Consider the following 16,614-nt stretch of genomic DNA (forward strand, 5'->3'; position numbering starts at 1 on the left):
TTCCCACTCGGCGTGATGTCGTTGACCGACCGCGCCCGTCGAATTTCTTCCATCGGCATGGCCCCATGAACGCTTCTGCGAAACCTTCGACGCTTCCAACGAAGCCGGATTGGGGATATCGCATCCTGCTCGCCGTCGCAGCAATCGTCGCCGTTTGGTTGTTGCTGATGCCCGTGTGCCCGCCGATCATTCAGTCCACGATGCAGCGGTTCCACTTGCGAACACCATCGTTCGCTTGGTGGGCGATCCAGACGCCGATTCCGGCGATGTACAACTTCAAGAACACCACCGAAATTCGGGACTTGCCGCCGGAAGCTGAACTGGCCGGGTTGGTCGATCCGCTTTGGTTGTCACCCTTGGATGAGGATGCGACCGGACTGGGCGTCTTGGCAACACGAACCATCAACCATTACCCCACCCGTGAATTCACCTTCGCCAACGGGCGAGTCCGCTACCTGCAGGACGGCGAACCGCGTTGGCTGGTGCTGGAATCGCATTACCGTGGCGAATCGTTGCAATCAATGTACGAGTTGTCCTGCGATGACTCCGGGATGTGGCGAATGACGCTGGCCGAGGATTCAGCGCAATGAATCTCGTCGCCCAATTCGGGAGGCAGCTTTCAACGCTTCTCAAGAAACTGTCCTGGACGCCCCTGACGCCGCTCCATCTAACATGGGCCGGCATGATGCTGGGCCTGTTTTGGAAGTGGACGTTTTACTTGTTGGCCGATCGAATCTATGAAGCCATCCCGATCCAGCATGACTTCTTCCCGACTTGGTTGCAATCGGCGACGGTGTTGCGAGTTGCCTTTCTAACAGCGGCCATCTCGGTTGTTGCCGCATGGATCACAGAACAACGCGGGCCGCGATGCTTCGCCGCTGCCGTGACGTGGATCTCCGCGACGGTGATGATCTGGCATCAGGGCAGCTACAACGACATGACCTTCGTCACGTTTTGGTGGTGCAGCCTGTGGGCGTTTTGGTACACCACGCGGCTGGAAATCGACTCGCCAGAGGAACTCGGCCGCAAGGCAAGCGTCCTCAGCCGCGTGATCGTTTCGGTGGTGTTGCTGGGAGGAGCCTCCGGGAAATGGACGGCGGAATACTGGTCCGGCGATGTGTTGTGGGAAATCTATTTTCTCGACCGAGACTTTTGGGTCTTCAACTTTTTGCGTTCCAACTTTGACACCGAAACGCTTCGCTCCATCGCGACGTTCTACAGTCGCAAAGTGGTTTTGATTGAAACTTTCGCGGGCCTGGGGGTTTGGTTGCTTCCCGCTCGCTGGGCAGCGATCATTGGAGCGATCGTGTTCACTTCCATTGCCTTGTTCTCGAATTTCATGCTGTTCTCTGTGTTGAGCCCGCTGATCGGTTTGTCGCTGGCCGGATGGTTGCCTCGAGCAGGCACCCAAGCTGAAACCCCTTCCGCACTGGAAACCCACACGACCCCAGGCGTGAGTGAATGAAACGCATGCGTCCGATTCAAAACTGGTCCCGGTGCATTCGGTTCGGACTGCTCAACCGCTTTGTCCTCCGCCCAACCACGGACCCGATCGACCACCGTCCTCAAATTCGATGTCGGGTCTCCCTGTCAGATCACTTGGAATCCGATTCCAACGATCCTGCATCTGACGCCTGGATTGAATCCTTTGTGCATCGCATCGGAAAAACTTCAGCAATCAGCGTCCAAGACAACAGCCGCCTGGATGATTGGCGAGAGATCCCGCCGCCCGATGATCTCGTGCTGAAGTTCCCGGGAACGGGCGGACGGGCCGAACGGTCAACACCGTTTCCAATGCAACCCCAGCAACTGATTTCGCAGTCCGCCGAAGTGTGGACCTGGAATCCGCCTGGCTATGGCGGCAGCCCAGGCACAGCAACGCTTCAGAATTTTTCTAGCACAGCAGAGGAGTGGTCCCAAAGAGTCCTCTCGGCACGTGCCCAGCAATCTCCCAACGGCAGCGACACACGCGTCTGGCTGTGCGGGAACAGCCTCGGATGCCTGCCCGCGATGCACGTTGCTTCATCGCTGCAGGATACGTTGCCGTCCGCAGTTCTTTGGGTTCGCAATCCACCTGATCTGCGTCGCGTGATTCTGAACATTTCGGCTCGCTGGCGTGCAACCACCGCGATGCAGCATGTCTCCGCGGTGTTGCCCAAAAACGTCGATGCGGTTGACTTGGCAAGTCGCTGCAAGATTCCCGCCGTGTTCCTGATGTCCGAAAAAGATTCGTTGGTGTTGCCTGAATACCAACAGGCAATCCATGCCGCGTACGCTGGTCCCAAACTGGTGGTGGAACTGTCTGGCCTGAGCCACGACGATGTGTTGGAAGAAGAACACCGTCCGGCAATCAACAACGCATTGGACTGGTTGATTCGCAGGTCACAACGACCAGCGTAGCCCCGGTGCATCCGCGGCAATGTGCGGCTTTTGACGGTTGGCTTCCAACTGCACCGTTTCCTTCATCCGACGTTCCAAGTCAGGAACCACGCTGGCTTGCATGCGTCCACGACCAACGCGATAGAGCCGTCCAACCCGCTGGAAACCACACTTGTGAAACGTGCTCTGCGAGGCAACATTCGTCCAATCGGTTGTCGCGAACCAATCCTGCAGATTCAACCCCAAGGCGTCTTCGTGGATCAATGAACGAAGCAGATTCGCCATCAGACCGCGACCACGGTGTTCTGGATCGGTCCAGGCATTGAATAGAAAGCCACAATGCGGTGGCATGTTGAGCGAAGATCCCAGATGAGCACTGCGACTGAAGTTTTCCGATGCAGGGATGTACCCCGTCGCCGCCCAGATGAATGAGATCACTCGGTCGGCGTCCCAAATCCCAAACAACCATTGATCGCCTGGCCCATGTTCGCCCGACGCAGCGGTGCGAGCGATCCCCGTTCCGACAACAGGACAGATGCGACCGTCCCGACGCAGGGGTTCCAGTTCTTCGAACTCAATCACTCGGGCAATCAGCCCATCGGATGCAGGACGAACCCGAGGTTGATCCGCAGCTTCCGCTGCCTGGGCCGGTGAGGTGTGCAACAAACACGTGACATCCATCACGTGCAGTCGCCGTATCGCTCGATAAAGAGTTGCTAGCGTCGCGGACATGATGGAACCTCAATTGCTCGGTTCGGGTTGAGGCGAAAACGCACTCGAACGTTGATAGTCTCGAATGGAGTAGATCATGGCTGACTCCAACGGTTCCTCCTTTTCCTCGACCATGGTTTGGTGGGCCACCGACAGAATTGCCGGCACATCCGCGAGCGATTCGGTCACGCTCGTTTGATCCGGCAGGAAAGCTCGATGCTCTTCGGCAAAGGCTTCCTCGAGCGTGAGCGGTTGTTCTTGTGGCAGATCTTTCATGCGCCGCCACTGGACTTTCAGCAACTGCTTTGCACGGTCTTGGGCCATTCGCACTTGCCCGCGAGCATGCTTGGCAAACACCGAGATTTCCAACAAGGGAGTCGGGTGGGAGTGCAGACGTCCCTTGTAAGTTTCGTCACCGCGCATGTAGTCGATGCCCGCGCGACCATGACGGTGAGCCTCACGGAACATATGCGAGTTCAATAAGATGCCGGGCTTCAGACTTGGGTACGCGTGATTGACACCGGTGCTGTAACAGTACTGACGTCTATCGTCACCGATGTAGTGCAACTCGGTCGCGATGACCTCGTCTTGGTAGACCAACTGAGGCAACAGCAACCGGCCACGATCACTCATTCTCAACGTGGCATCGGTCACAAAACGAACCATGCGTTCATCGGCGTAAGTCCCCGGTTCCCCGACCGCTTGCCAACGCTTTTGATGCAACTCAATCAGCTTCAACAATCCTTGGCGAGCTTCCCCGGGGGATCCCGCATCTCGCACGAAAAGCTCTCCGTCGCTTTCATCCAACTTGCGCAGCAGCCCGCGAACTCGGTTGCGATACTTGCGTGAACGCGTCGCCAACAAGTCTTCCCAGGTCGGTTCGCAACGATTGAACCAGAGGTGCATCCGTGTTCGGATGCTGGTCGGGACTTCTTCGGCCGCCAGGCATCGCAAGAAGATTTCCATCGCCGGATCGCCCGCGATGGTTCCCTCAAAATCAATTTGGTCCCAACCATGTTTTCGATCCGAGGAACACTCGATCAGATAGCTCGCAAAAGCGGTGGCAACCTCTTCTCGATCCTCGGGGCGTGCCAAAATCGAAACGTGATCGGTGCAGACGTTGCCGGCGGCGAGGGTTTGCAACCGACGCAGGTCGCCCTCGGTTCGCTCCAGAGGCAGGACCCCGCGACAGGCTCCCGATTCGTCTCGGGCCACCAGGAAGAAAGCTCGCTCGGCATCGCCAAACGGCTGCCACCAGGACTGCAACCAAACGGTCTGCCGAAACGGAATCCCGCCTGCCAGGCGGTCCCAGGCATTCATGTCGGACAACAGTTCTTCGGGCGAATCGGTGATTTCAATGTGGATCATGCGGAACTTTAGACCACCCCCCGATTGCCCATTGCAACAAACGAATCGATTTGACCTACAATCGGTGCGTCTTCACGCAGAGACACACCCCAACCCGCACAATCATCGCAACCCGCCGCGATGCCGTTCCTCATCCCATCCAAGCCCATGCCCACCTCCGCATCGCACGCCGCCCCTCGCTGGACCACCATGATCCGTCGCACACTTTTGGGCGGATGCATCGCTGCCAGCACCGCCTGCGGCTCCGTCTTGCCAGCGAACGATTCCACTCCGAAAGGCTCTGCACCTTCCTCGTGGACTCAATTCCACGGGCCCAGTTCCTACGGCGACGCGGGTGCCGGCACGTTGCCAACCAAGTGGAGCGAAGACGATTACGCTTGGAAGGTGCAGCTCAACGCACGGCATGTGGGTTCGCCGGTGGTGGCAGGCAACCAAGTCTTCCTGCTCGACACCGCGGTCGACCCGTCCGATCAATCGATGACGATGGACTTGGTCAGCATGGATGTGTCGACAGGCAAAGTCCTCTGGCGTCGTTCGCATGCCATTGAAGAAACTCATCGCCACAGCCGAAACACGGCCGCATCCAGCACGCCGGTCGTGCATGCAGGGCACGTCTACTTTGCTTACGGAGATGCCAACCACGCTGAGTTGTTGGCATACGATGTCAACGGTGAAGCTGTCTGGTCACGAGACTTGGGGACCTGGTCGGGAGTGCATGGTTTTGGTGCCAGCCCCGTGGTGATCGATTCCAAACTGCTGTTGTTCAACGATCAACAATCCAGCCGCTTGGAAGCGTGGCAAACACCAGGCAAGAGTTCCATGTTGGCGCTGGATCCCAAGACCGGCAAAACGATCTGGGAAACTCCCGTGACCTCCACTCGGCCATCGTACGGTGTGCCAACCACGGATGGTCAACAACTGATCGGTGCCAGCACCGGCGACGGTATCTTTGGACTCGATCCTGAAACCGGCAAGATGCTGTGGTCGCTCAAAGTGTTCAACAAACGATGCTGCAGTTCACCATTGGTCGTCGGTGACCTAGCCATCGGCACCTGCGGAAGCGGTGGCGGTGGAAATTACCTGTCCGCCGTGCGGATCCCCAAGAGCGAATCGGAACAACCCGAGGAAGCCTTTCGGATCACGACCGCGGCACCGTACGTGCCAACTCCCGCAGTCAAAGGCAATCTGATGTTCTTGGTGTCGGACTCAGGCATCGCCACCTGCATTGACTGGACACAAGACGGCAAAAAGGTCTGGTCCAAACGATTGGGCGGCAACTTTGGTGCCTCCCCGATCATCGTCGGAGACCAACTGCTGGCCATCTCGCTGGACGGGACCGCTCACGTGCTGTCCGCCAGCGATTCAGCAACTCAAGCCGAAAAATTCGATCTCGGCGGCCCGGTCGGAGCGACTCCGGCATTCACCGAAGGTCGCTTGTTCCTCCGCATCAACGACCAACTCTGCTGCCTCAAAACGAAGGAAGCAGGTGGGCAGGAATGATTGGGTTGAGTCCCGTGAGCCGTTTGGGCGTGAGCCCCGGTGATGTGCGAGAACCGTGGCTCACGCGAAACGGCTGACATCCCCGATGACACGTGTGTACCTGCTTGAAAAGAGTCGTCCCGAGTTTTGAATCACTCATGGAGCTCGGGCGATCTCGATCGTTGCGTCGGCAATCAAGCGGTTGGCGTACTGCGTCAATCGAGCCTCCGCCCCTCGGAACCAGCTCAGCAATGGCGTTTGATAGTCGACCGGAGCGTAGGGCGAAGGCGCCAACGCATCCGACGGCCAAGCCGTGCTGACAAAGCGTCGACGGGCTGGGTCAAACAGGTACTCGCCACCGAGCGGGCACTGAGGGCGACCGCCCAAAACCAACTCGGCCTGGTCGAGCACCTCGTCCACAGGCACGCTGAGTTGAGCCACCAACGAATTCAAGAACTCGGCTCCCGCCAGACTGGCAGCGGCGGCACGTTCATACAGTTGTTGATTCACCCAACCTTCTAATTGGGTGCCGTTCAAATTGTCGATTCGGCCTCGTACCTGGGCAGGGTCATCGACTTCGTTGGCAGCGAGATATGGCAGAGATGCATTCAACACCTCCGGTTGGAATGACAACACACTGAAACCGCCTCCGGTGTAGCGATACACACCTCCGATCAATCGGTTCATGCCTGGTCCAACCGGCTGTCCGCGTCCGAGCCCCAAGGGCAATCGGTCCAGCGCACCCGGTTGAGGCCATGCGCCCAAGTAACCGGGCAACATCTTCAGCGCCCGATACTTGCTGATCAAACCATCGATCGACTCCGGTTCAGGGGGGAACGAATCCTTGATCGCTGCAAACAAATGTGTTGGCGGACCGAGCGTGTCGGAAGCCACGTGAGCTTGCAACGCCACCACGTCGTCGGGAGCAAAGTCGATCGCCACTTGGGTTGGCGCGCCCAGTTGCTTCGCCCAGCTGCCATAGTTCTCTGGTTGCCAAGGAGCGATCTCGGCGTGAATCGTCAGCCGTTCGCGACGCTCTCCCCCGGCGGGTCCCGACGGATCCACGGGAAATTCCTCCCGTTGGACGCCGATCACGATCGGATCCAAGGAACTGAATTGATCGCTGTAAGCAGCCGCGATCTGGCCGTACCAACGCGATTCACTGGCGGTCACCAAATCGACCGGGTTGTCGGCGATCGGCAGAAAAGTTCCGCGAGCACCTCGGCGAGTGTCCACCAATCGATTGCCAAACGAAACCACACCGGTCCCATCGGCTCGCTCACCGAAGTTCTCTGGCAAAAATCCCATGTCGATCAACGTGTCGATCTCTTCCATCGGAGGTTCGCCGGGAATGGCGTTCGAGCGAGCCGCCATGCGAGCCAAACGCACCAACGCGATGTCGGCTTCCGCCTGCATCCGCCGACGCAGCTCGATCAAGTAGGAAGGCTCCAACAACCCTTGCAGCATCTCAGCGGAGAAGTACGCGAAGATGGTGTCGTTGCGTTCCAGCGGCATGTAACTGCGTGCCAATTGAAAGTCCGCTGTGGCGGCCAAGGACTCACCTGTCTGCGCAACCTCCAGAAAACGATCGGCGATGGTTTCGCTGTTCGTGACCAAGATGCAGGGTCCGGCTTCGACCAAGAACGATCGCACTCGGTTGTCGCTGCTACGAAGCAATGTGGCAGAACCATGTTGCAAATCCACCTTCTTCAGCGTCAACGCATCGTTGTTGTCCGCCAACTTCGTTCGGTCGCTGTTCAAACTGCTGCGAAGCAAGAACACGTTTTTGGCATGGAACAACACGCCGATCGAGGCGCCGTCGTCCAAGTACAAATCGCGACCGATCAAGGCTTGGTCTTCGATCACACTGGGGCCGAGCAAGCGGCTCATCGCGTTGGTTTGCACGCCCAACTGACGCTCCAAACGCTCGGCGGAATCGTTGCTGATCCCGCGCAGTGTGATCATTCGCGAGACATCGCCGCCGTATTCCAAGGTCAGGTCGCGAAACCAAAGGTAGTTTTCAAACGAGCCGTACCGCAGGTAAAAACATTCCGGCGGAACATGCTCGGCCATCACCTCCATCGCGGGTGCCTCCACCGGAGCGGTCGCCATGGGCGACTGCCAAGCCGGCGAGACAGGCAACGGCAACGCCGCGACTTGGGCCGGTGCTGGGTCGTTCAAAGCTTGTTGCAACGTCCCGCCCGCCGCAGCGGCTGCGAAAACTTCGTTGGCGACTCCCGCCGCGCCACCGATCCACTCGAGCGTGTGCAGCAACGGGTCTTGGGTTTCGGTTTCGTCACCACGCCCGAACCACGCCGGCAACGGCAGATTCAAACGCCCCGACAACATCGCGACCAGATACGTTGGGACCCACGGCGGTGTGTCGGTGGCATCCATTTGACGCTTCGCGGCGGCCGTGGTTTCTTCCCACCACGCCGTCTGCAGGGTTCGAGCGAGCGTGGGATCGGGCACCGGTCGAACGTCAACCATCGTCAAGGTTCCCAGGTGATCTCGCACCGGAACGGAGAACGACTGGTCGCCGGTGAACAAAAACATCACCCGCCGACCAACCGTTTGCTCTTTCGGGTCATCATTGGACGCCAATTCGCGAATCAGGTTGCCGACTCGATTGAGCAAACGCCCGCGGCCGATTTGCGGCACAGGTTGCTCCGATGGTGGACGCCCCATCGTGACTCGCACGTCATTGCTGACGGGATAAAAAATCCTGGTCGACGCCGGAGCCGGTTCTTCCTCGATCGTCAGCGGTCCTGGTCCAGGACCCACGATCGGATTCTGCAGCGGCATCTCGATCACAGCGACGCCGTAGGGCTGGCCCACGACCGCTTGCACCCGAACATCGACGCTGTTCTTCATCGCTCCAAACGGCAACCCACCCGGCCCGGGAACGGGCTGTCCCGGCGAAGCAAACGGGGTTTGTGGGATCGGAGCGGGCTGCAGCGTTGTGGCGGGCAACTGAGCGTTCGCGATTCGAACGTCACCCGCGAGCAACAAGCCCAACATCCCCCCCACGGACGCCAGCACGATCGCGAGAAACGGCTTCTCGGGAAACAAAGTGCGAATGGGGGTGGATTGTTCAGACGGGGAAGGCATGATCAGAGTCTCGTGGAAGATTGGCAGCGTGGTTTTCACCAGCCGTGTCTTGCGACATTCTATTCGGGCCTGAATTTAGGCACGCGAATCCTGAACATTCGAAACCTCTCACCCAGAAAGTCAACCGTGGCCAGCCCGTCTCGAAGTGGTGTCTTCCAAGCCGAAACTGATGCCCGACTGGAAGCATACGCCGAAAGCATCAGTTTTGACTCGCGGCTGTACGAGCACGACATTCGCGGGTCGATCGCCCACGCGAACATGCTTCGAGAAGTCGGGCTGCTGACAGAAGAGGAATTCAAGCTTATCCGGGACACTTTGGAAACCATTCGAGGTGAACTCGACCGCGGCGAATTGCCGATGCGGTTTGAACTCGAAGACATCCACATGCATGTCGAGCAAGCCCTGATCGATCGGATCGGTGACACCGGCCGAAAACTGCACACCGCTCGCAGCCGAAACGACCAAGTCAGCACGGACACCCGAATGTGGATCCGGCAATCCCTCGATGAAATCGATGCCTTGCTGGTCGATCTGCAAGCTGCGTTTCTATCGCGTTGTGAGAATGACTTTGACGTCATCCTGCCCGCCTACACGCACTTGCAACGCGCCCAACCGGTGCTGGCGCCGCACTACTGGCTCGCCTACATCGAGAAATTGGAACGGGACCGACAACGCCTTGCGGATTGCCGAAAACGGGTCAACCAATGCTCGCTGGGGATCGCCGCGGTCGCGGGCACGACGCTTCCCATTGATCGCCATCACACCGCCTCGGCACTCGATTTCGAAGGCATCACCGCAAACAGCCTCGACACCAGCAGCGACCGCGACTTTGTCGTGGAGTCCACCTTCGTGCTGTCACTGATTGCGTCCCACCTGAGCGGTTGGGCGGAAGAGTGGATCCTGTGGAGCACGGTGGAGTTTGACTTCATCCAAATCCCACAAGCCTTCTGCACCGGCAGCAGCATCATGCCACAAAAGGTGAACCCGGACACCTTGGAATTGACCCGCGGCAAATCGGCTCGCGTGATGGGTGCGCTGCAAACCCTGATGTTGCTGATCAAGAATCTGCCGTTGGCTTACAACCGAGACTTGCAAGAAGACAAGCCACCGCTGTTCGATGCCTTTGACACAACTCGAGCGATGTTGGAACTGGCCGCGCCGATCGTTCGCGGAGCCGAACTCAAACGCGATTCCATCGCGGCACGCATCGAGAAGGGCTACCTCGACGCGACAACCTTGATGGAGTGGATGATCGCTCGCGGAATGCCCCAACGCACCGCTCACCACTTGGTCGGTGCGATCGTTTCCGAAGCGATGCAGCAGGACGTGAGGCTGTCGGAATTGCCGCTGGCGACCTACCAAAAGCTCAGCGACCAAATCGATGAATCGATTTACGACGTGCTCGGCACCACCAATGCGATTGCCGCCTTCCGTAGCGAAGGCTCCACCGCACCGGCCCGCGTTCGCGAGCAGATCCAGCAGTGGACGTCACGCCTGGAAAAGGCGTGATCAACGCGGTCGCAACCGTAGGGCACAGACCGTAGCCGGATTCGCCAGAATTCGGACGCTCACCAACTCAACCATCTGAATTCTGGCGAATCCAGCTACAACCCACTTCGCAACCCGAACGCGTGACGCTGGAACCAGGTTGCCTGAATCCGCGATTTTGCATTTTGCAATTGTCAATTTGCCCTTGGCAATCATCCCACAAAGACGCTGCAAGAACGCCTCCAGAGCAAGAGTACCCCCTGCCCGATTCGAACGAGCGTTTCGGCCGGATAAAGGCCGACGTCCTGGGCCACTAGACGAAGGGGGCGAGGCGAGATGGGCCGGCGGGAACCGGCCCTTCGCTCATTCGCAATCAATCAGTCGTTGATGCTTTTGACAACCTTGTCGATCAAACCATAACTGCAAGCTTCATCGGCCGACATGAAGCGATCACGGTCGGTGTCCTCTTCGATCTTTTCGAGCGAGTGACCGGTGTGTTCGATCATGATCTCGTTCATGCGTTGCTTGATCCGGCGCAACTCAGCGACGTGGATTTCCACTTCGCGAGCGGTGCCTTGCATGCCAGCAAGTGGCTGGTGAATCATGATCCGAGAGTTCGGCAGCGAGAATCGTTTGCCCTTGGCACCCGCGGTCAACAGGACGGCGCCCATCGAAGCGGCTTGGCCGATGCAGTACGTCGCGACGTCACACGAGACGAATTGCATCGTGTCGTAGATCGCCATCCCCGCGGTGATGCTGCCACCGGGCGAGTTGATGTACATGTGGATGTCTTTCTTGGGATCGTCCGCTTGCAAAAACAGCATTTGAGCGACAAGCGCGTTGCTGATTTGGTCGTCGACTTGTTGACCCAGAAAAATGATCCGGTCCTTCAGCAACCGGCTGTAAATGTCGTACGTGCGTTCTTCGCGGCCGTTGCTTTCGACCACGTAAGGGATGACGGGCATGATGATGTCCTAGTTGTTTTGGTTCGTTGAGAATGGGAGGTCCGAAGTCCGAGAGGAATCAGTCTTCGTCGTTTTCGCTCACTGGAGTTCCCAGCAAGATGTCGTCAACGAGCCCGTACTCTTTGGCTTGTTGGGCGTCCAAGAAGAAATCGCGATCGGTGTCCTTGGCAATTTGTTCGACCGATTTGCCACAGTGGCCGGAAATGATTTCGTTCAATTTGTCGCGGTAACGGAACATTTCAGCGGCTTGAATTTCAATGTCGCTGACCTGTCCCGAAACGCCACCGAGTGGTTGGTGCATCATCACGCGGCTGTTGGGCAAACAGAACCGTTTTCCCTTGGCACCACCGACCAGCAACACGGCCGCTCCGCTGCAGGCTTCGCCGACGCAGTATGTGGCGACGGGGCACGACAGCATTTGCATCGTGTCGTAAATCGCCAAAGTCGCGGTCACACTGCCGCCGGGAGAATTGATGTACAGGTGGATGTCTTTGCGACGATTTTCGCTCTGAAGGTACAACAACTTCATCACGATTTCGTTGGCGTTGGCGTAGTGAATCTCGCCTTGCATGAAAACGATTCGGTTTTCAAGCAACAAATCGCCCAGCGTCATCTGACGCTGACGCTGGTAACTCTGATAGGAAGCCGCATTTGCGAGACGATGATCCGAAGCCATGGCGTGTTGCGCGTTTAGGTTCTGATCATGCAGGGACGGAAACGGGGAACCAAACGGATCGGACATTCGTGGTAGCCTTTGGCGTGGAATACAGGGTTGCCGTCATGAACAAAAGGCCCAATCGGGGCAAGAAGGTTCAGTGTTCGCGATTGAACACCAGGTGACAAGACGGGTTGACCCACGAAGGTGTTCTCCGAGGCCCTTGCGATGCATGCTAAACTACGCATTTTAACGTTCCGGACCTTTCATCGCCCTCCTCGGTGCCCTTTCGGCGGCACTGCTCCCACCCCGTTCCCCCACACCCCCGATCCCACCATGCGCTTGCAAACGACTGCTCCCCACCAACCTCATTTGATTCGCTCCACACTCATTCCTTTGGCCGCTTGGATTTTGGGCGGACTGGCAAGCGTCTCCATTCTTCCCGCCGCGACAGCCCAAGACGCGTCTGCCCCCAATTCGGCCACTCCAGACGCCTCCGAAACGGATCCCGACCTCCTGGCTCCCTACCGCGAAGCGGCCACCCAGCGTTGGGAAAAGGAAATCCAGAAATATGAAGCTCTGGACGCAGAAACCACCGATCCAGCTGATGGGATCCTGCTCATCGGCAGCAGCAGCATCCGCCGCTGGGACACTGCCGCCGAAGATTTGGCCCCCTTTCGCGTCATTCCACGCGGTTACGGCGGAGCGAAGTTTTCCGATTTGGCTGTGTTTGCCGAGCGTCTGATCACGCCACATGATTTTCGTGCCGTGGTGGTTTTCGTCGCCAACGACATCTCGGGCAAGCCCAACGATGCGGCCCCCGCAGAGGTGGAAAAATTGGTTCGTCACGTCGTCGCCGTCGCTCGCGAACACCGTCCTGATGCCCCGGTGCTGCTGGTCGAAATCACTCCGACCCGTTCACGCTACGACGCTTGGCCCAAAATTCGCAAACTCAACGCCCGACTGCGCGAGATTTGCTTCACTGAACCCAACGTGCACTTCGTTGCCACAGCGGAAACGTTCATGACACACGCCAACCAACCGCGAGAAAACCTGTTCGTGGGCGATCAATTGCACCTCAACGAAGAAGGCTATGTCATCTGGGGCAACCTCATTCGCCATCGCCTGATCGAGGTCTTGCGTGAACAGACGCAGGATTGAATCGCTGTGTGCCTGGACGCATCCCCGTACGATGGCTTCCAAACCCACAACAAATGACAACACGCCGGTGAAATCGGTCTCGGGGCTTCCGCCCCGAGAGACCGATGCCGGAAAACAAACGGTCGCCCCGGATGGGGCCGTCGTGGGAGTTGGGGACGTCCCTGGGCTGTTCAATCTTTGGTGTTGACACGGATGATGCGTTGTTGGTTTCTGTTCTTTCCTACGCCCCAACGGGGCAGCTCTAAGATAGCCCCAGGCATCGCCTGGGGTTTCGTTACGGAGATTCCGACACCAGCCCCAACGGGGCGGCCCTAAGAAAGACTCCCCAAAACCCGCTAGAACCGCCCCCGTTGGGGCTTTGTAATCTTGGTCCCACCACACCCCAGGGCGTTGCCCTGGGCTGGCATAGGGCTGCCCCGTTGGGGCGAGGGCGAGGAACAAAACCTGCGCAGTCCAAAGCGGTGTCAATACCAACCTTTTGACAGTCCAGTGGGTCCCTCGCTCACGCGTCGGGTTATGAAATCGAATGAATCAACACGCTGTCACGCGTCGGGTTGTGACCGGTAGTCTTGGTCGACTCTGACGGGCAAGAGTGCCCATCCTACGCGTTGAAACGTCGTTGCCGACTCAATCGACAAGCCGAAACGGGAGGGGTCGGAACGCGAGCGTTCAGCGAGATTTCCGGGGAGGGCAGGACGCGACGCTCGCGATCTACCCCGGCAATAGGAATCGCTGGACGCGGTGGTTGTTGCTGTCCAGGACATGCACGCGGCGCCTGGAATCAACGACCAATCCCCAGGGTTGATACAGTTGCCCTGGATCGTGACCGGGGGCGCCCCACGATGAGATCGGCTCGCCTTCGGGGGTCATCCGCTGGATCCGCTGGTTGCCGTATTCGCAAACCAAAACGGTCCCGTCCGAGTCCACCGCGATGCCGTAGGGATAATAGAACTGGCCGGGTTGTTTGCCCTCGTGCCCCCAAGCCCCGATCCATTTTGGCTGCGTGGTGGAGATGTCGTAACGCTGCACTCGATGATTGCAGGAGTCGGCGATCCACAGCGTGCTGCCATCGACGACCAAGCTTTGCGGCCGCACAAAATGCTGGACTTCGCGTCCCGTCCCGCCCCACTGAGCCATGAAGGTGCCGTCGGGATCAAATCGCTGAATCCGATCGGAGGCACCGTATTCGCCGATGTAACGGCAGCCGTCGTCATCGACCGCGATGTCCGTCACGAACGCAAATTCGCCCGGACCGTCTCCCGATGTGCCGCCGATCAGATCGTCGGGCAAAAATTCGCCGTCCGGAGTGAACGCCAGCATCCGGTAGTAGTGCGTGTCAGCGACCAACAAGCGTTCTCGAGCGCCGTCAAAAACCATCCCGGTGGGGCGGCCGTTGGCGGTTTCGGGTGTCTTCCAAGTCCGCAAATGTTGACCATCGGCGTCAAAAACTTGGATCCGACCGGTCGTGTCGACGATGTAAAGTTGGTCGTCCGGGTCGATCGCCATCGCTCGCGGCTTCAAGAACCGCCCATCGGACATCCCACGTCGGCCCCAAACCAACTCGGGTGTCCCGCCCATGGCGGAGGCCACACAGCCGTTCAGTCCTGTCAGCCCCAACAGACCGGTTGCTCCCGCCAGCATTCGCTGACATGCCTGTCGACGATCGATCCGTTTGGATTCAGCGGGATCGATTCGTGATGGAGGGTGCATGCGGGCTTCCTGGGAGAGCGTGACACCTGCGATCTTGCATGCAGGCTGCCATCGATGAGCTCGAATCGCTAGCATAGGGAGTCTCGCTAGCGTTTGGTTCTGAATTGATTTTGACTCCTCCTCCTACCGCTGGTCACCCGACGCGGGGTCAATCGACACCTGTTCAAGTGCGTCGAAAGTCGCTTGCCAAGGGCCTTGGACGCCACCGGAGGCGAGCGTCGTGTCGCTCACCGTTTTCGAGACCAACCTAGTTTAGCGGCCATCCCGGTCGGATGGATTGTCCACGTTTCACAGAGCCCATGATATACGACCTGCAAACGACCGATGACCCGCGCGACATAGTTCATCGCAGCGTGCAAGCGCTGGTCGAAGGGCAGGTCATCGGTGTTCCTAGCGAAACGGTCTATGGGCTGGTCGCCAGTTCCCTGTGTCCTGCTGCTGTCCGCCGATTGGCGCAGTGGACCGCGACCTGCCGAGGTTGGCACACCACCCCGGACGCCTCCAATCTGGCATCCTCGGGTCCGGCCCCGACTGACTTTGTGGCTCCCTCGGCCGACGCGGGCTCGATTGCCCTGTGCGTCCGCAGCAGCGAGGCGGCCGGCGACTTCTTGATGCCCATGACGATGCTGGCACGCCGATTGTCGGAACGCTGCTTTCCCGGGCCACTGACACTGATTGCGGACTGTGACGATTCAGTTTCGGCGATGAGCTGCTTGCCAGAAACCGTGGCGCAAACCCTGCGAGCAGGTGCCGGACAACGCACGTCGCCCGCGGGCGGTCCCGTCGCTTTTCGAGTTTCCGAACATCGCTTGCTCAGCCACATTCATCGTTATCTGTCCGCCCCCTTGGTGTGGGGCGAAATTGGTTTGCCGGACGCTTCACCGCCCACCACCGCGGAAAAACTGCAGGCGGCGCTGACGGCAGGAACGGGCGAATCCTTGCCACTGCTGCTCGATGACGGCATCAGTCGCTATGGTGATGAAGGAACGGTGGTCCGCGTGTCGGGCAATCACTGGCACGTCCAGCGAACAGGAGTGATCCAACAAGCTGCCATGAATCAATTTGTCAAACCAGTCATCGCACTCGTGTGCACCGGCAACACCTGCCGCAGCCCCATGGCGGAAACGCTGCTCCGGGAAGCCTTGCGGCGTAAATTCGGTCGGGAAGATGTCGCTCGCGTCGTCTCCGCTGGCGTCGCAGCGGGACACGGCAGCGGGGCTGCCCCCCAAGCGGTTGAAGTGATGGGCCGCCGTGGTTTGGACCTGACCGGTCACGCCAGCCAACCGCTCGAAGAATCTTTGATGTCGATGGCGGACTTGGTTCTGACCATGACCCGTCGCCACCGAGACGCAATCGTGGCGGCTTGGCCAGACCGTGCCGAACGAGTGTGCACACTGCGGCGAGACGGAGGCGATGTCAGCGATCCCGTCGGAATGTCCGTGGAGGTGTATGAACAATGTGCAGATCAGATCGTAAGCGAACTGGAAGGTTGGCTCAGTGAACTGCCTCCCGATTTTTTCCCGTCCGATGGCCCCGACGAAGGCCCAGATGACGAACCAAGGCAGCAACATGCAGGTTCGGAGTAAG

General features: G+C 58.7%; 13 protein-coding genes and 1 tRNA gene. 7 read left to right on the forward strand and 7 right to left on the reverse strand.

Translation table 11 applies throughout. From position 1 onward, the window contains the following. Positions 1-65: 65 nt before the first annotated feature. The 3 genes from PSR62_RS01855 to PSR62_RS01865 are packed head-to-tail and all read left to right on the forward strand — an operon-like array spanning position 66 to position 2,400. Positions 66-590: a hypothetical protein gene (locus PSR62_RS01855; protein WP_274406142.1), complete on the forward strand. Its 525-nt coding sequence runs from the start codon at positions 66-68 to the stop codon at positions 588-590. Next, entirely contained in the window at positions 587-1,465 is an 879-nt protein-coding gene (locus PSR62_RS01860) for a hypothetical protein (protein WP_274406143.1), read from the forward strand. Before PSR62_RS01855 ends, PSR62_RS01860 begins: the two co-directional genes overlap by 4 nt. Before the next feature lie 5 nt (positions 1,466-1,470). Next, on the forward strand, positions 1,471-2,400 hold the full coding sequence (locus PSR62_RS01865; RefSeq protein WP_274406144.1) for an alpha/beta hydrolase: 930 nt from the start codon (positions 1,471-1,473) through the stop codon (positions 2,398-2,400). Here PSR62_RS01865 and PSR62_RS01870 read toward each other — a convergent pair. Both PSR62_RS01870 and PSR62_RS01875 read right to left on the reverse strand, forming a co-directional pair. After that, positions 2,383-3,111, reverse strand: coding sequence for a GNAT family N-acetyltransferase (locus tag PSR62_RS01870; protein WP_274406145.1), 729 nt, complete (start codon positions 3,109-3,111; stop codon positions 2,383-2,385). The two genes, PSR62_RS01865 and PSR62_RS01870, sit on opposite strands and share 18 nt — an antisense overlap. 9 nt (positions 3,112-3,120) lie before the next feature. Then, the gene (locus PSR62_RS01875) at positions 3,121-4,458 is read right to left on the reverse strand and encodes a GNAT family N-acetyltransferase (protein WP_274406146.1); all 1,338 of its coding nucleotides are present in this window, start codon (positions 4,456-4,458) and stop codon (positions 3,121-3,123) included. 147 nt (positions 4,459-4,605) lie between these two features. Here PSR62_RS01875 and PSR62_RS01880 point away from each other — a divergent pair, with 147 nt between their 5' ends. Beyond that, a complete protein-coding gene (locus PSR62_RS01880; RefSeq protein WP_274406147.1) occupies positions 4,606-5,958 on the forward strand; it encodes a PQQ-binding-like beta-propeller repeat protein in 1,353 nt (450 codons plus the stop codon). Positions 5,959-6,093: 135 nt separating this feature from the next. Here PSR62_RS01880 and PSR62_RS01885 read toward each other — a convergent pair whose 3' ends face one another. After that, the gene (locus PSR62_RS01885) at positions 6,094-9,048 is read right to left on the reverse strand and encodes a hypothetical protein (protein ID WP_274406148.1); all 2,955 of its coding nucleotides are present in this window, start codon (positions 9,046-9,048) and stop codon (positions 6,094-6,096) included. Between the two features lie 126 nt (positions 9,049-9,174). Here PSR62_RS01885 and argH point away from each other — a divergent pair, with 126 nt between their 5' ends. Beyond that, positions 9,175-10,557 (forward strand): argininosuccinate lyase, encoded by a 1,383-nt coding sequence (gene argH, locus PSR62_RS01890; RefSeq protein ID WP_274406149.1) that lies wholly within the window; start codon positions 9,175-9,177, stop codon positions 10,555-10,557. A gap of 233 nt (positions 10,558-10,790) precedes the next feature. On the opposite strand, the gene PSR62_RS01895 is transcribed toward argH, so the two are convergent. The 3 genes from PSR62_RS01895 to PSR62_RS01905 form a co-directional block, all read right to left on the reverse strand. Further along, positions 10,791-10,864 (reverse strand) — tRNA-OTHER (locus tag PSR62_RS01895). A gap of 49 nt (positions 10,865-10,913) precedes the next feature. Next, complete coding sequence (clpP, locus tag PSR62_RS01900) at positions 10,914-11,501, reverse strand: ATP-dependent Clp endopeptidase proteolytic subunit ClpP (protein WP_274406150.1); 588 nt, start codon at positions 11,499-11,501, stop codon at positions 10,914-10,916. Positions 11,502-11,559: 58 nt separating this feature from the next. Next, complete coding sequence (locus tag PSR62_RS01905; protein WP_047812687.1) at positions 11,560-12,177, reverse strand: ClpP family protease; 618 nt, start codon at positions 12,175-12,177, stop codon at positions 11,560-11,562. A gap of 315 nt (positions 12,178-12,492) precedes the next feature. Here PSR62_RS01905 and PSR62_RS01910 point away from each other — a divergent pair, with 315 nt between their 5' ends. Continuing rightward, positions 12,493-13,317, forward strand: a complete 825-nt coding sequence (locus PSR62_RS01910) for a GDSL-type esterase/lipase family protein (protein ID WP_274406151.1) — start codon at positions 12,493-12,495, stop codon at positions 13,315-13,317. Between the two features lie 711 nt (positions 13,318-14,028). On the opposite strand, the gene PSR62_RS01915 is transcribed toward PSR62_RS01910, so the two are convergent. After that, complete coding sequence (locus tag PSR62_RS01915; protein ID WP_274406152.1) at positions 14,029-15,027, reverse strand: NHL repeat-containing protein; 999 nt, start codon at positions 15,025-15,027, stop codon at positions 14,029-14,031. A 299-nt stretch (positions 15,028-15,326) separates the two neighbouring features. Here PSR62_RS01915 and PSR62_RS01920 point away from each other — a divergent pair, with 299 nt between their 5' ends. Next, the gene (locus PSR62_RS01920) at positions 15,327-16,613 is read left to right on the forward strand and encodes an arsenate reductase/protein-tyrosine-phosphatase family protein (RefSeq protein WP_274406153.1); all 1,287 of its coding nucleotides are present in this window, start codon (positions 15,327-15,329) and stop codon (positions 16,611-16,613) included. Position 16,614: the final 1 nt, after the last annotated feature.

This window comes from Rhodopirellula sp. P2 (assembly GCF_028768465.1).
Classification (GTDB): domain Bacteria; phylum Planctomycetota; class Planctomycetia; order Pirellulales; family Pirellulaceae; genus Rhodopirellula.

What these genes read in the sequence shown, in the direction of transcription:
- clpP (WP_274406150.1), bottom strand. Translation starts at nt 11,501, where the DNA reads ATGCCCGTCATCCCTTACGTGGTCGAAAGCAACGGCCGCGAAGAACGC.
- PSR62_RS01860 (WP_274406143.1), top strand. Translation starts at nt 587, where the DNA reads ATGAATCTCGTCGCCCAATTCGGGAGGCAGCTTTCAACGCTTCTCAAG.
- PSR62_RS01885 (WP_274406148.1), bottom strand. Translation starts at nt 9,048, where the DNA reads ATGCCTTCCCCGTCTGAACAATCCACCCCCATTCGCACTTTGTTTCCC.
- PSR62_RS01855 (WP_274406142.1), top strand. Translation starts at nt 66, where the DNA reads ATGAACGCTTCTGCGAAACCTTCGACGCTTCCAACGAAGCCGGATTGG.
- PSR62_RS01875 (WP_274406146.1), bottom strand. Translation starts at nt 4,458, where the DNA reads ATGATCCACATTGAAATCACCGATTCGCCCGAAGAACTGTTGTCCGAC.
- PSR62_RS01870 (WP_274406145.1), bottom strand. Translation starts at nt 3,111, where the DNA reads ATGTCCGCGACGCTAGCAACTCTTTATCGAGCGATACGGCGACTGCAC.
- PSR62_RS01920 (WP_274406153.1), top strand. Translation starts at nt 15,327, where the DNA reads ATGATATACGACCTGCAAACGACCGATGACCCGCGCGACATAGTTCAT.
- PSR62_RS01880 (WP_274406147.1), top strand. Translation starts at nt 4,606, where the DNA reads ATGCCCACCTCCGCATCGCACGCCGCCCCTCGCTGGACCACCATGATC.
- PSR62_RS01905 (WP_047812687.1), bottom strand. Translation starts at nt 12,177, where the DNA reads ATGGCTTCGGATCATCGTCTCGCAAATGCGGCTTCCTATCAGAGTTAC.
- PSR62_RS01865 (WP_274406144.1), top strand. Translation starts at nt 1,471, where the DNA reads ATGCGTCCGATTCAAAACTGGTCCCGGTGCATTCGGTTCGGACTGCTC.
- PSR62_RS01910 (WP_274406151.1), top strand. Translation starts at nt 12,493, where the DNA reads ATGCGCTTGCAAACGACTGCTCCCCACCAACCTCATTTGATTCGCTCC.
- PSR62_RS01915 (WP_274406152.1), bottom strand. Translation starts at nt 15,027, where the DNA reads ATGCACCCTCCATCACGAATCGATCCCGCTGAATCCAAACGGATCGAT.